General features: G+C 57.8%; 11 protein-coding genes. 2 read left to right on the top strand and 9 right to left on the bottom strand.

The features are described from left to right. Nucleotides 1–39 precede the first annotated feature (39 nt). From bamA to rpsB, 9 genes are all read right to left on the bottom strand, one after another. On the bottom strand, nt 40–2,430 hold the full coding sequence (gene bamA / locus QFW87_RS06050; protein ID WP_283183209.1) for an outer membrane protein assembly factor BamA: 2,391 nt from the start codon (nt 2,428–2,430) through the stop codon (nt 40–42). A gap of 74 nt (nt 2,431–2,504) precedes the next feature. Continuing rightward, on the bottom strand, nt 2,505–3,857 hold the full coding sequence (gene rseP / locus QFW87_RS06045) for a sigma E protease regulator RseP (protein ID WP_283183208.1): 1,353 nt from the start codon (nt 3,855–3,857) through the stop codon (nt 2,505–2,507). Between the two features lie 53 nt (nt 3,858–3,910). Further along, a complete protein-coding gene (gene ispC / locus QFW87_RS06040; RefSeq protein ID WP_283183207.1) occupies nt 3,911–5,101 on the bottom strand; it encodes a 1-deoxy-D-xylulose-5-phosphate reductoisomerase in 1,191 nt (396 codons plus the stop codon). Beyond that, a complete protein-coding gene (locus tag QFW87_RS06035; RefSeq protein ID WP_283190044.1) occupies nt 5,098–5,904 on the bottom strand; it encodes a phosphatidate cytidylyltransferase in 807 nt (268 codons plus the stop codon). Before QFW87_RS06035 ends, ispC begins: the two co-directional genes overlap by 4 nt. Then, nucleotides 5,904–6,659 (bottom strand): polyprenyl diphosphate synthase, encoded by a 756-nt coding sequence (gene uppS / locus QFW87_RS06030; protein WP_283190043.1) that lies wholly within the window; start codon nt 6,657–6,659, stop codon nt 5,904–5,906. The genes QFW87_RS06035 and uppS overlap by 1 nt, the downstream gene beginning before the upstream one ends. Nucleotides 6,660–6,672: 13 nt before the next feature. After that, a complete protein-coding gene (gene frr, locus QFW87_RS06025; RefSeq protein ID WP_033056300.1) occupies nt 6,673–7,230 on the bottom strand; it encodes a ribosome recycling factor in 558 nt (185 codons plus the stop codon). Then, nucleotides 7,227–7,970: a UMP kinase gene (gene pyrH / locus QFW87_RS06020; RefSeq protein WP_003172271.1), complete on the bottom strand. Its 744-nt coding sequence runs from the start codon at nt 7,968–7,970 to the stop codon at nt 7,227–7,229. Before pyrH ends, frr begins: the two co-directional genes overlap by 4 nt. Nucleotides 7,971–8,181: 211 nt before the next feature. Then, nucleotides 8,182–9,045: a translation elongation factor Ts gene (tsf, locus tag QFW87_RS06015; RefSeq protein WP_201201057.1), complete on the bottom strand. Its 864-nt coding sequence runs from the start codon at nt 9,043–9,045 to the stop codon at nt 8,182–8,184. A gap of 192 nt (nt 9,046–9,237) precedes the next feature. After that, the gene (gene rpsB, locus QFW87_RS06010) at nt 9,238–9,975 is read right to left on the bottom strand and encodes a 30S ribosomal protein S2 (protein WP_003219330.1); all 738 of its coding nucleotides are present in this window, start codon (nt 9,973–9,975) and stop codon (nt 9,238–9,240) included. Between the two features lie 373 nt (nt 9,976–10,348). On the opposite strand from rpsB, the gene map reads away from it, so the two are divergent. Together map and QFW87_RS06000 are read left to right on the top strand one after the other, a co-directional pair. Beyond that, nucleotides 10,349–11,131 carry a type I methionyl aminopeptidase gene (map, locus tag QFW87_RS06005; RefSeq protein ID WP_283190042.1) on the top strand — a complete coding sequence of 261 codons (783 nt, stop codon included), beginning with the start codon at nt 10,349–10,351 and terminating at the stop codon, nt 11,129–11,131. A 45-nt stretch (nt 11,132–11,176) separates the two neighbouring features. After that, the gene (locus tag QFW87_RS06000) at nt 11,177–13,879 is read left to right on the top strand and encodes a [protein-PII] uridylyltransferase (protein ID WP_283190041.1); all 2,703 of its coding nucleotides are present in this window, start codon (nt 11,177–11,179) and stop codon (nt 13,877–13,879) included. Nucleotide 13,880: the final 1 nt, after the last annotated feature.

Genomic DNA, 13,880 nt, shown 5'->3' with positions numbered 1-13,880 from the left:
CTCCTACAAAATCCATTGTCGTTATCTTGGGTCAGACGCTTAGAACGTCTGGCCGAGGGAGAATTGGAACACTTGAGTCTCAGCGTCATCCGGTTTCTTGATCGGCATGGCCAACGCGAAGCTCAGAGGACCCAGTGCGGTAACCCAGGTCACGCCTACACCGACGGAGCTGGCCACGTTGCTCAGGCTGATGTCGTTACACTCTGTTTGAGCGGCTGAACCGACATTTGCGTTCGTGGTTTTTTCGCAATTGGAGTCGAATACGTTACCCACATCCCAGAATACCGAAGTACGCAGGGAACGCTGATCCTTGACGAATGGCAGCGGGAACAGAACCTCGACACCACCCTGGATCAAAACGTTACCACCGAACGGCAGCGGATCCTGGTCCGGGTCAGCGAGCGTACCGGTGTTACCCGTCACAGCCGCACCGCGACTTGGGGTACTGCGAGGACCGAGGGTGCTGTCCTTGAAGCCACGAACCGAGTTGAAACCACCAGCATAGTAGTTTTCATAGAACGGCAAGCCATCGGTAGAACCATAACCATCGCCATAGCCCAGTTCGGTGTGCAGGCGCATGGTGTAATTTTCAGACAATGGCTGGAACAACTGGCCACGGTAATCAAGCTTGAAGAACGACAGGTCGCTGCCTGGCGTGGTGGTTTCCAGTGTCAGGCTTTGGGAATGACCACGGGTCGCCAATACGCCTTTGTTCAGTGTGGATTCGGACCAGCCGGCCGAAGCCTTGAAGTTCAGGTAGTTGTCGCCTTCCTTGTTAACGAAGTCGAAGATCTCGTCAACGGTGTACTGACCGGTCTTGATCTTGTCTTGTTGCGCAGTCAGGCCGAAGGTCAGACGCGAAGTCTCGCTGATCGGATAGCCGACGCTCACACCTGCACCCAGGCTGTCTACGGCATAGCTGGCTACATCGACGTCAAGGTCGTCGTAGTCGGTGGTGCGATAGAACGCGTTGTAACCCAGGCTCACGCCATCAGCAGTCCAGTACGGGTCGACATAACCGAAGTTATAGCGACTCTGGTATTCACTGCGGGTCAAGCCAACGCTGACCTTGTTACCGGTACCGAGGAAGTTGTTCTGAGTGATCGAACCACCGAGGATCAGACCGGCACTCTGGGCGAAACCGACGCTGGCAGTGATCGAACCGGAAGCTTGTTCCTCAACGCTGTAGTTCACGTCAACCTGGTCATCAACGCCCGGTACAGCCGGGGTTTCGACGTTGACTTCCTTGAAGAAGCCCAGACGTTCAAGACGAGTCTTGGATTGGTCGATCAAGTAAGTAGAAGCCCAGCCGCCTTCCATCTGACGCATTTCACGGCGCAGCACTTCGTCTTCGGACTTGGTGTTGCCACGGAAGTTGATGCGGTTCACGTAAGCACGCTTGCCCGGATCGACGGCGAACGTGATGTCGACGGTGTGGTCTTCATCGTGAGGCTGAGGCACGCCATTGACGTTGGCGAAGGTGTAACCCTCGTTACCCAGACGGCGGGTGATCAGTTCGGACGTGGTGGTCATCAACTTGCGCGAGAACACCTGGCCTTTCTGGACCAGCAGCAGGGACTTGACCTGGTCTTCAGGGACTTTCAGGTCGCCGCTCAGCTTGACGTCACGGACGGTGTACTTCTCGCCTTCATTGACGTTGACGGTGATATAGACGTGCTTCTTGTCCGGAGTGATGGACACCTGGGTCGAAGCGATATCCATGTTGATATAGCCACGGTCCAGGTAGTAGGAGCGCAGACGCTCCAGGTCACCGGAAAGTTTTTCACGAGCATACTTGTCATCGTTCTTGAAGAACGACAGCCAGTTGGTGGTCTTGAGTTCAAACAGGTCGATCAGGTCTTCATCAGGGAAGACGGTGTTACCCACCACGTTGATGTGCTGGATAGCAGCAACGGTGCCTTCGTTGATATTGACCTTCAACGCAACGCGGTTACGCGGCTGCGGCACCACTTCAGTGTCGACGGTAGCCGAGTAGCGACCCTGAGCGACGTATTGGCGCTGCAGCTCGTTACGCACACCTTCGAGGGTGGCGCGCTGGAAGATCTCGCCTTCGGCCAGACCGGATTGCTTGAGGCCTTTCATCAGGTCTTCAGTGGAGATCGCCTTGTTACCCTCGATCTCGATACTGGCGACCGACGGGCGCTCGACTACCGTGATGACCAGGACGTTGCCATCGCGGCCCAGCTGGATATCTTGAAAGAAACCGGTTTTGAACAACGCACGAGTGGATTCCACCAGGCGACGATCATCCGCCTGTTCCCCGACGTTCAACGGCAAAGCACCAAAGACGCTACCCGCGGAGACCCGCTGGAGGCCATTGACGCGAATATCAGAGATAGTGAAGGACTCGGCGTGAACTTCGGCGATCATCAATACGGTGAGAACCGCAGTTAGCAGCAGACGTTTCATGAAGTCCTTTCTTATTCCAACTGGCAATAAACAAACTGCCGCAAAATGCGGCAGATTCGCAATTCAGCGAAGCGTTACAGTCGACCCAGATCATTGACAAGAGCAAGCAACATCACCCCGATCACCAAACTGATACCGATCTGTATCCCCCAACCCTGCACCCGATCCGACAAGGGGCGACCACGCGCCCACTCGATCAGATAAAACAACAAATGCCCCCCATCCAGTACAGGAATGGGCAACAAATTCAGAACTCCCAAGCTAATACTCAGATAAGCAAGGAAATTCAGGAAATCAGCGACACCCGACTGGGCAGAAGCGCCCGCCACTTTAGCAATGGTTATCGGTCCACTCAAGTTTTTTACCGAGAGCTCACCGAACAACATTTTCTTGAGCGAATCGAGGGTCAGTACACTCATGGTCCAGGTGCGTCGAGCACCCTCCCCAATCGCTGCCACAGGACCATAACTCACTTCGCGAATCATCTCTGGCGGCCAATCAACTGCCTTCACCCCAGCTCCCAGATAACCACTGGGTGCCTTCTTCTCGCCGCGAGCGGCCAGCGTCACAGGGACGTCGATTTGAGCACCATCACGCTCGACGCGCAGCATGATTTTGGTATCAGGGTGCATACGGACCGTGTCCACCACCTGCTGCCAGTCATCAAGCGACTTACCGTCCAGAGCCAACAGTCGGTCACCGGTCTTCAGGCCAGCAGCCTGTGCCGGGCCTTTCGGGTCAAGTTCGGCCAGGACCGGTGGCAGCGCCGGACGCCAAGGGCGTAAACCCAGCGAACGAATCGGATCTGGCTCATCGGCACCCTTGAGCCATTTATCCAGCATCAGCTCACGGGGCGAATCCGCGGTGGAACCCTGATCACGGACCAGCAACTGCAGGGAACCGCTCTCCCCAAGACGACGGACCAACTGCAGGTTCACCGCGGCCCAGCCGGAAGTTGGCTCGCCATCGATGGCAATGATTTCCTGGCCCGCGCTCAAACCAGCCTTGGCGGCGATGCTGCCGGATTCGACTGCACCAATGACCGGGCGCACTTGCTCGCTGCCGAGCATGGCGAGTACCCAGAAAAAAATCATCGCCAGTAAAAAGTTGGCAATCGGACCCGCCGATACGATAGCGATGCGCTGGCGGACGGATTTGCGATTGAAAGATTGATCAAGCTGATCGGCAGGCACTTCGCCTTCGCGCTCGTCGAGCATTTTCACGTAACCGCCCAGCGGGATCGCGGCGACGACGAACTCAGTGCCTTTCTTGTCGTGCCAGCGCAGCAACGGCATACCGAAGCCCACGGAGAAACGCAGCACTTTGACCCCACAGCGACGCGCGACCCAAAAATGGCCGAATTCGTGGAAGGTGACCAGCACACCCAAAGCCACCAGGGTGCCGACAATCATATAGAGCGCGCTCATCTACTTTCTCCGCAATCCTGTCCAGTGCCGCATGGGTCAACGTATTGCAGCACTTACCGCCCGTGACGACTCAACCATTGTTCGGCCAGTACTCGCGCTTTTGCGTCGGCCGTGAACACTGCCTCGAGATCGTCAACCGCAACCACGGGCTCGAGATTCAATACTTCTTCGATGATACTCGCGATTTCCGGGTAGCGAACCCGCCCGTCGAGAAAGGCCGCGACCGCCACTTCATTCGCCGCATTTAGCATGGCCGGCGCGCTATTGCCGGATTCAGCCGCCTGACGCGCAAGGCGCAGACACGGGAATCGCTCTTCATCAGGCGCCTGGAAGTCCAGCCGCGCAATTGCAAACAGGTCCAGCGGCGCAACACCCGAGTCGATTCGCTCCGGCCAGGCCAGCGCGTTAGCGATCGGCGTGCGCATGTCAGGGTTACCTAACTGGGCCAATACCGAACCGTCGATGTAATCGACCAGCGAATGAATCACGCTTTGAGGATGAATCAGCACTTCGACCTGAGACGGCTTGGCATCAAACAGCCAGCAGGCTTCGATCAGCTCCAACCCCTTGTTCATCATGCTGGCCGAATCCACCGAAATCTTGCGCCCCATGGACCAGTTCGGGTGGGCACACGCTTGCTCAGGGGAAACATGCACCAGTTCAGCCATAGGTGTCTGTCGGAACGGACCGCCAGAGGCCGTGAGTAAAATCCGACGCACCCCGACGGCACTGAGCCCACGAGCGAAATCCTGTGGCATGCACTGGAAAATCGCGTTGTGCTCGCTGTCGATCGGCAGCAACACCGAACCACTCTTGCGCACTGCCTGCATGAACAGCGCACCGGACATCACCAGTGCTTCTTTGTTGGCCAGGAGGATTTTCTTGCCGGCTTCGACCGCCGCCAGGGTCGGTCGCAAGCCCGCAGCGCCAACGATGGCCGCCATGACCGCATCGACCTCAGGATCGGAAGCAACCTGACACAGGCCCTCCTCACCCACCAACACGCGAGTCGACAGACCTGCGGCGCGCAAGTCGTCCTGCAAGCCTCGGGCAGCACCCGCCTCAGGCACCACGGCAAACCGCGGCGTATGACGAACACACAGCGCCAACAGCTCGCTCAGACGGGTGAAACCGCTCAAGGCGAAAACCTGATAGCGCTCGGGATGGCGAGCGATGACGTCAAGCGTGCTCAGACCAATCGAACCGGTCGCCCCCAGGACGGTAATCTGCTGCGGGCGGCTCACGGTGCCGCCATCCACAGCAGCACGGCAAACACTGGAATCGCTGCAGTCAGGCTGTCGATACGGTCCAGCACGCCGCCGTGACCCGGCAATAGATTGCTGCTGTCCTTGATCCCGGACTGACGCTTGAACATGCTTTCGGTGAGATCACCTACCACCGAGATAAACACGATGATGGCTGCACCAATCAGACCTTTGAACAGCTGCGCCACCGTCCAGTCTCGAACCAGACCGACAATGACAGTAATGACCAGACTCACCGCGAGGCCGCCGTAGACGCCCTCCCAGCTTTTGCCGGGACTGACCTGTGGCGCCAGCTTGCGCTTGCCAAAGGCCCGACCGGAGAAGTAAGCACCGATATCAGCGCCCCAGACCAGCACCATCACCGCCATGATCAGCCAGTTGCCCAAAGGCTCCTGCTTGATCTGAACCAGACCTTGCCAGGCGGGCAGCAGGATCAGCAGGCCGATCACCAGCTTGCAGGCAGCGCTGGACCAAAGTTCGCTGGAGCGCGGATACGTCAGCACCAGATAGGTTGCAACGCCCCACCAAAGTACCGACGCGCCCAATACCCAAGGCGCGAGCCCAGGCAGGATATGCATGACAAACAGCATCAACGCGACGACAGCCGCATAGGCAGCGCGGACCGGCTGCTCAGTGAAGCCCGCCAGGCGTGCCCACTCCCATGCACCAAGGGTCACGACCAGCCCGATGAACAGCGCAAAACCGGTGCCTTCGAGCAGGAAAAACCCGCACAGGGCAATCGGCAGCAGGATCAGCGCGGTGATGATTCGTTGTTTAAGCATTAAACCCGGGCTCCAGCCTCGACCTGCTCGCTCGTTTTACCGAAGCGGCGCTGCCGAGAAGCAAAATCGGCCAGCGCGGTACGCATGGCATCGTGTTTGAAGTCCGGCCAGAACAGGTCGGAGAAGTACAACTCGGCGTAAGCCAGCTGCCACAGCAGGAAGTTACTGATGCGGTGCTCGCCACCGGTACGAATGCACAAGTCCGGCAACGGCAAATCGCCGGTAGCCAGACAGGTTTGCAACAGTTCCGGAGTAATGTCTTCCGGACGCAGGTGCCCGGCCTGAACTTCCCGAGCCAGACGCTGTGCGGCCTGCGCGATATCCCACTGTCCGCCATAGTTGGCAGCGATCTGCAGAACGAAGCGATTGGAGCCCGCCGTCATCGCCTCAGCCTCACGCATGGCAGCCTGAAGCTCTGGATGAAAGCGCGAACGGTCGCCAATGATGCGCAAACTGATGTTGTTTTCGTTCAGGCGCTTGGCCTCGCGACGCAATGCCTTGAAGAACAGATCCATCAAAGCGCTGACCTCGTCGGCCGGGCGCTGCCAGTTCTCGCTGGAGAAGGCGAACAGGGTCAATACTTCGACCCCGGCCTCGGCGCACACCTCGATCACCGCACGAACAGCATCCACGCCCGCTTTATGACCGGCGACACCCGGCATAAAGCGCTTTTTCGCCCAGCGATTATTACCATCCATGATGATCGCGACATGGCGCGGCACCGCGGACGGCGCAGTCTGCTTGGTCTTTTCCATGAAAACGTGACCCTTATACGGCCATCAGGTCTTTTTCTTTCTGCGCCAGATTCGCGTCGATTTCAGCCACGAACTTTTTGGTCAAATCATCGATCTCGCCAGTGGCGCGGCGCTCTTCGTCTTCGCTGATTTCTTTTTCCTTGACCAGATCCTTGAGCTGACTGTTCGCATCACGACGGATGTTGCGCACCGCAACACGAGCATCTTCAGCGACATCACGAGCCTGCTTGGTGAAGCCCTTGCGGGTTTCTTCGGTCAGGGCCGGCATGGAGATCAGCAGCAATTCACCCAGGTTGGTCGGGTTGAGGTTCAGGCCCGCGCTACCAATGGCTTTGTCGACGGCACCCAGCATGTTGCGCTCAAAGGCAACGACTTGCAGGGTACGGGCGTCTTTGACAGTGATGTTCGCCACCTGTTTGATCGGGGTGTCAGAACCGTAATACGGCACCATCACGCCTTCCAGAATGCTTGGGTGCGCCTGTCCAGTACGAATACGGCCGAAGTTGTGCATCAGCGACTCGACGGATTTCTGCATACGCTCTTTAGCGTCTTTCTTGATTTCGTTGATCATTGTTGGCCTTCCTCGATCAGGGTCCCTTCAGCGCCGCCATGTACGATGTTCAGCAGGGCGCCGGGCTTGTTCATGTTAAATACGCGCAACGGCATCTTGTGGTCGCGGCACAGGCAAATGGCGGTCAGATCCATCACACCCAGCTTGCGATCCAACACTTCATCGTAAGTCAGATGATCGAACTTCTCGGCATGCGGGTCTTTGAATGGATCAGCGGTGTAGACGCCATCAACCTTGGTCGCCTTGAGCACGACATCGGCATCGATTTCGATTGCACGCAAGCACGCTGCCGAATCCGTGGTGAAGAACGGATTGCCGGTACCGGCCGCGAAAATCACGACTTCCTTGGCGTTCAAGTGGCGCATGGCTTTGCGGCGATCATAGTGATCGGTTACGCCAACCATGGAAATGGCCGACATCACGATGGCCGAGATATTGGCACGTTCCAGCGCATCGCGCATGGCCAGGGCGTTCATCACAGTGGCCAGCATGCCCATGTGGTCGCCGGTGACCCGATCCATGCCGGCCGCGCTCAGCGCTGCACCGCGAAACAGGTTGCCGCCGCCGATCACCAGACCGACCTGAACACCGATGCCGACCAGTTGGCCGACTTCCAGCGCCATGCGATCCAGAACTTTCGGATCGATCCCGAACTCTTCCGAGCCCATCAGGGCCTCGCCGCTAAGCTTGAGTAGAATGCGTTTATAGCGAGCCTGATAACCACTGCCCTGCTGAGCCATTGCGAATCTCTCCTGCGGCGTATTTTAAAAATTCTTTGCGAGCTGTTTACAGCTGGCGTTCACTCTAAAACTTGGCGCTGCTTCAGCGCCATCGGAACATGGCTTTGTAAGCCAGTTCCAAAAGGAAACCAATTAAAATTGGTGCCCCATCTGAAAAGAGGCTGCGCGCGTGAGCGGGCAGCCTCTTCAGGGCGACAGTTAAAAAACCGTCTTATTGCTTGGCGGCAGCCAGCTGGGCAGCAACTTCTTCAGCGAAGTTGTCGACCGGCTTCTCGATGCCGTCGCCTACTTTGAAGTAGGTGAAGGAAACGATTTCAGCACCGGCTTTCTTGGCCAGTTCGCCAACCTTGATTTCAGGGTTCTTGACGAACGCCTGCTCAACCAGGCTCGCTTCAGCCAGGAACTTGCTGATACGGCCTTTGACCATGTTTTCAACAATGTTTTCTGGCTTGCCGGCGATCTTGTCAGCGTTGAGGGTCAGGAACACGCCTTTCTCACGCTCGACCGCTTCAGCGGAAACTTCCGATGGCAGCAGGAATTCAGGGTTGGTCGCCGCTACGTGCATGGCGATGTCCTTGGCCAGCTCAACGCTGCCGCCTTTAAGGGCAACCACAACACCGATCTTGTTGCCGTGCAGGTAACCACCAACAACGTCACCTTCAACGCGAGCCAGGCGACGGATGTTGACGTTTTCGCCAACCTTGCCGACCAGAACCAGGCGATCGGCTTCTTGAGCGGCGATCAGAGGAGCAACGTCAGTCAGTTTGTCAGCGAACGCTTTTTCAACGCTGGAAGCGACAAATGCCTTGAAGTCATCCTGCAAAGCCAGGAAGTCGGTCTGCGAGTTCACTTCCAGCAGAACGGCGGATTTACCGTCTTCCTTCAGAGAGATTGCGCCTTCAGCAGCCACGTTGCCTGCTTTCTTGGCAGCCTTGATAGCGCCGGAAGCACGCATGTCATCAATGGCTTTTTCGATGTCGCCGCCGGCCTTGGTCAAGGCCTTTTTGCAGTCCATCATGCCTTCGCCAGTACGCTCGCGCAGTTCTTTGACCAACGCTGCAGTAATCTCTGCCATTTCAAAATTCCTCTTGGATAGGTTTTCAACCATTCCACCCGATCGAACGGGCGATCAATTCTTCCCGAACCACCCTTGCTGGCTGCTGCAGGTTACAAGGACTGTAACTGCGCTGCCGACAAACGGTTTTCGAGGTGGCAAAAAGGGGGCCAAGCCCCCTTTTTGCTTACTGAGTCAACGCCAAGGCGTCAATTACTCAGCTGCTGCTACCGGAGCTTCTTCAACGAACTGCTCGGTGCCACCAGCAACGTGGTTGCGACCGCGGATTACAGCGTCAGCCATCGAACCCATGTACAGCTGGATAGCGCGGATTGCGTCATCGTTGCCTGGGATGATGTAGTCAACGCCTTCCGGGCTGCTGTTGGTATCGACTACGCCGATAACCGGGATGCCCAGCTTGTTGGCTTCGGTGATCGCGATGCGCTCGTGATCAACGTCGATAACGAACAGAGCGTCTGGCAGACCGCCCATATCCTTGATACCACCCAGGGAACGATCGAGCTTCTCAAGATCGCGAGTGCGCATCAGCGCTTCTTTCTTGGTCAGCTTGGCGAAAGTACCGTCTTCGGCTTGCACTTCAAGGTCACGCAGACGCTTGATGGAAGCACGAATGGTTTTGAAGTTGGTCAGCATGCCGCCCAACCAGCGGTGATCGACGTACGGCGAACCGCAACGTGCTGCTTCTTCAGCAACGATCTTGCCAGCGGAACGCTTGGTGCCGACGAACAGAATCTTGTTTTTGCCCTGGGCCAGACGTTCTACGAAAGTCAGAGCTTCGTTGAACATTGGCAGGGTTTTTTCAAGGTTGATGATGTGGATCTTGTTACGCGCGCCGAAAATGTACTTACCCATTTTCGGGTTCCAGTAACGGGTCTGGTGACCGAAGTGCACACCGGCCTTCAGCATATCGCGCATGTTGACTTGGGACATGATAGTTCCTTAATAAGTCGGGTTTGGCCTCCACGTATCCCAATGACCAACCAGCAGCATTAGCTGAAGGCACCCAGGTCATCGTGTCGACACGTGTGTGGATTTAGGCTTTTCAGGGGATCCCCGGAAAGCGGCGCATTTTATATCACAAGGCTGAAAAAAACGGAACCCGGATTGTTAAATCCTGACGCCTGCCTTGGTTCCGTCCCTTGGAATCCTCCAAGAATGCGCCATTCTATAAGGAGAAGCGATGCACAGAGGCTCAGATTTGCGCTGCTCGTCTGTTAGAATCGCGTTTTTCAGGGCCGCGAAGATCGACCGCGCAACGCCCATTCCGTTTTAGAAGGCGCCATCGAGCGCAGAGAGAGCCTGTATGACCGTCACCCTCAAAACCCCAGAGGACATCGCAAAAATGCGCATCGCCGGCAAACTGGCCGCCGATGTGCTGGAAATGATTGCCGAACATGTCAAGCCGGGCATTACCACTGAAGAACTGGACCGCATCTGCCACGACTACATCGTCAACGAGCAAAAAGCCATCCCTGCCCCGCTCAACTACAAGGGCTTCCCGAAGTCGATCTGCACCTCGATCAACCACGTGGTCTGCCACGGCATTCCGAACGAGAAGGCCTTGAAGGATGGCGATACGCTGAACATCGACGTCACCGTCATCAAGGACGGCTACCACGGCGACACCAGCCGCATGTTCCATGTCGGTACCGTGCCGGTCTGGGCCGAGCGCCTGTCGCAAGTGACTCAGGAATGCATGTACAAAGCCATCGAAATTGTCAAACCCGGCTGCCGCCTGGGCGACATCGGTGAAGTGATTCAGAAGCACGCTGAAAAGAACGGTTTTTCCGTGGTTCGCGAATTCTGCGGTCACGGCATCGGCAAGGTATTCCACGAAGAGCCGCAGATCCTGCACTACGGCCGCGCCGGCACCGGCATGGAACTGAAGGCCGGCATGACGTTCACCATCGAGCCGATGATCAACCAGGGCAAAGCCGACACCAAGGTATTGGGCGACGGCTGGACCGCGATCACCAAGGACCGCAAGCTGTCGGCACAGTGGGAACACACCCTGCTGGTAACCGAAACCGGTTACGAGATCTTCACCCTGCGCGCCGACGATACCATCCCGGGCGTTTCGGCCTGATCCGGGCGCGCAGCTCCTCAGCCTTATAGACAGGAAAGCCAATCGATGCCGCAGGTGGATCCCGAACTCTTCGACCGTGGCCAGTTCCAGGCTGAACTGGCCCTGAAGGCAAGCCCGATTGCGGCCTTCAAGAAGGCGATTCGCCAGGCCCGCGAGGTGCTCGACGAGCGCTTTCGCAGCGGCCGCGACATTCGCCGGTTGATCGAGGATCGCGCCTGGTTCGTCGATAACATCCTGCAAAAGGCCTGGGAGCAGTTCAGCTTGAGTTCCGAAGCCGACATCGCGCTGGTCGCGGTCGGCGGCTACGGTCGCGGTGAGTTGCACCCTTATTCCGACATCGATTTGCTGATCCTGCTGGACAGCGCCGATCACGAAGTTTTCCGAGATTCCATCGAGCGTTTTCTGACGCTGTTGTGGGACATCGGCCTTGAAGTGGGCCAGAGCGTTCGCTCGGTGGACGAATGCGTCCAGGAGGCCCGCGCCGACCTGACGGTCGTCACCAACCTGATGGAAAGCCGTACCATCTGCGGCCCCGAGCGTTTGCGCCAGCGCATGCTGGAGGTCACCAGCACCGCGCACATGTGGCCGAGCAAGGACTTCTTCCTGGCCAAACGCGCCGAGCAGAAGGCCCGTCACCACAAATACAACGACACCGAATACAACCTGGAACCCAACGTCAAAGGCTCTCCCGGCGGCCTACGGGATATTCAGACGATTCTGTGGGTGGCCCGTCGCGAGTACGGCACCCTGAACCTGCGGGCCCTGGCTGGGGAAGGTTTCCTAGTCGAAAGCGAAAACGCGCTGCTGGCCTCCTCCCAGGAATTCCTGTGGAAGGTTCGTTACGCCCTGCACATGCTCGCCGGCCGTTCGGAAGACCGCTTGCTGTTCGATCACCAGCGCACCATAGCCGGGCTGCTGGGTTTCAAAGGCGATGACGCCAAGCAAGCCATCGAAAACTTCATGCAGCAGTATTACCGGGTGGTCATGAGCATTGCCCAGCTCAGCGACCTGATCATCCAGCACTTCGAGGAAGTCATCCTCGCGCCGGAAGACGAAGCGCCGCCGCAGCCGATCAACTCGCGATTCCAGCTGCACGACGGCTACATCGAGGCGCGCAACGACAACGTATTCCGCCGTACACCGTTCGCCATGCTGGAAATCTTCGTACTGATGGCCCAGCAGCCGGAAATCAAAGGCGTGCGCGCCGATACCATTCGTCTGCTGCGAGAACACCGCCACCTGATCGACGACGATTTCCGCAACGACATCCGCAATACCAGCCTGTTTATCGAGCTGTTCAAGTGCAAGATCGGCATCCACCGCAACCTGCGACGGATGAACCGTTACGGAATTCTCGGGCGCTACTTGCCGGAATTCGGCTTCATCGTCGGGCAGATGCAGCACGACCTGTTTCACATCTATACGGTCGACGCTCACACCCTGAACCTGATTAAACATCTGCGTAAGTTGCAGTACACCCAGGTGTCGGAAAAATTCCCGCTGGCCAGCAAGCTCATGGGCAAATTGCCCAAACCCGAGCTGATCTACCTGGCCGGCCTGTACCACGACATCGGCAAGGGCCGGCATGGCGACCACTCGGAAATCGGTGCAGTGGATGCCGAAGCCTTTTGCCAGCGCCACCAGTTGCCGGTGTGGGACAGCCGCCTGATCGTCTGGCTGGTGCAGAACCATTTGGTGATGTCGACCACCGCCCAGCGTAAGGACTTGTCCGACCCGCAGGTCATCCACGATTTCGCGCAGATCGTCGGCGACGAAACCCACCTCGATTATCTGTACGTGCTGACCGTCGCCGACATCAACGCCACCAACCCGACGCTGTGGAATTCCTGGCGCGCCAGCCTGTTGCGCCAGCTCTACACCGAGACCAAGCGTGCCTTGCGTCGCGGCCTGGAAAACCCGGTGGACCGTGAAGAGCAGATTCGCCAGACCCAGAGCGCAGCACTGGACATTCTGGTGCGCGGCGGCACCGATCCAGATGACGTCGAGCAGCTGTGGTCGCAATTGGGCGATGACTACTTCCTGCGCCACACCGCTGGCGACGTGGCCTGGCACAGTGACGCGATCCTCCAGCAGCCGGCCGACGGCGGGCCGCTGGTGCTGATCAAGGAAACCACCCAGCGCGAGTTCGAAGGCGGCACGCAGATCTTCATCTATGCGCCGGATCAGCACGACTTCTTCGCCGTGACCGTGGCTGCAATGGACCAGCTCAACCTGAACATTCACGACGCCCGGGTCATCACCTCCAGCAGCCAGTTCACCCTCGACACCTACATCGTGCTCGACACCGACGGCGACTCGATCGGTGATAACCCGGCACGGGTCAAACAGATTCGCGAGGGCCTGACCGAGGCCCTGCGCAACCCGGACGACTACCCGACCATCATTCAGCGTCGGGTGCCGCGCCAGCTCAAACATTTCGCGTTTGCGCCACAAGTGACGATCCACAACGACGCCCAGCGTCCGGTGACCGTGCTGGAGCTCAGCGCCCCGGACCGTCCGGGCCTGCTGGCACGCATCGGCACGATCTTCCTCGAATTTGATCTGTCACTGCAAAACGCCAAGATTGCGACCCTCGGCGAGCGCGTGGAAGACGTGTTCTTCATCACCGATGCCAACAATCAGCCGCTGTCCGACCCGTTGCTGTGCAGCCGTTTGCAGGATGCAATCGTCGAACAGCTGACCGTCAGCAACGAACCCGATATCAAACTGTCGCGCATCAGCATCTGAT

Origin of the sequence: Pseudomonas sp. PMCC200344, from assembly GCF_030053095.1 — a bacterium.
Taxonomy (GTDB): Bacteria; Pseudomonadota; Gammaproteobacteria; order Pseudomonadales; family Pseudomonadaceae; genus Aquipseudomonas; species Aquipseudomonas svalbardensis.
This window is presented reverse-complemented; position numbering and strand designations above follow the sequence as displayed.

Coding starts and splice junctions, on each gene's coding strand:
- bamA (WP_283183209.1), bottom strand. CDS start 2,430: ATGAAACGTCTGCTGCTAACTGCGGTTCTCACCGTATTGATGATCGCC.
- rseP (WP_283183208.1), bottom strand. CDS start 3,857: ATGAGCGCGCTCTATATGATTGTCGGCACCCTGGTGGCTTTGGGTGTG.
- QFW87_RS06035 (WP_283190044.1), bottom strand. CDS start 5,904: ATGCTTAAACAACGAATCATCACCGCGCTGATCCTGCTGCCGATTGCC.
- uppS (WP_283190043.1), bottom strand. CDS start 6,659: ATGGAAAAGACCAAGCAGACTGCGCCGTCCGCGGTGCCGCGCCATGTC.
- frr (WP_033056300.1), bottom strand. CDS start 7,230: ATGATCAACGAAATCAAGAAAGACGCTAAAGAGCGTATGCAGAAATCC.
- pyrH (WP_003172271.1), bottom strand. CDS start 7,970: ATGGCTCAGCAGGGCAGTGGTTATCAGGCTCGCTATAAACGCATTCTA.
- tsf (WP_201201057.1), bottom strand. CDS start 9,045: ATGGCAGAGATTACTGCAGCGTTGGTCAAAGAACTGCGCGAGCGTACT.
- rpsB (WP_003219330.1), bottom strand. CDS start 9,975: ATGTCCCAAGTCAACATGCGCGATATGCTGAAGGCCGGTGTGCACTTC.
- map (WP_283190042.1), top strand. CDS start 10,349: ATGACCGTCACCCTCAAAACCCCAGAGGACATCGCAAAAATGCGCATC.
- QFW87_RS06000 (WP_283190041.1), top strand. CDS start 11,177: ATGCCGCAGGTGGATCCCGAACTCTTCGACCGTGGCCAGTTCCAGGCT.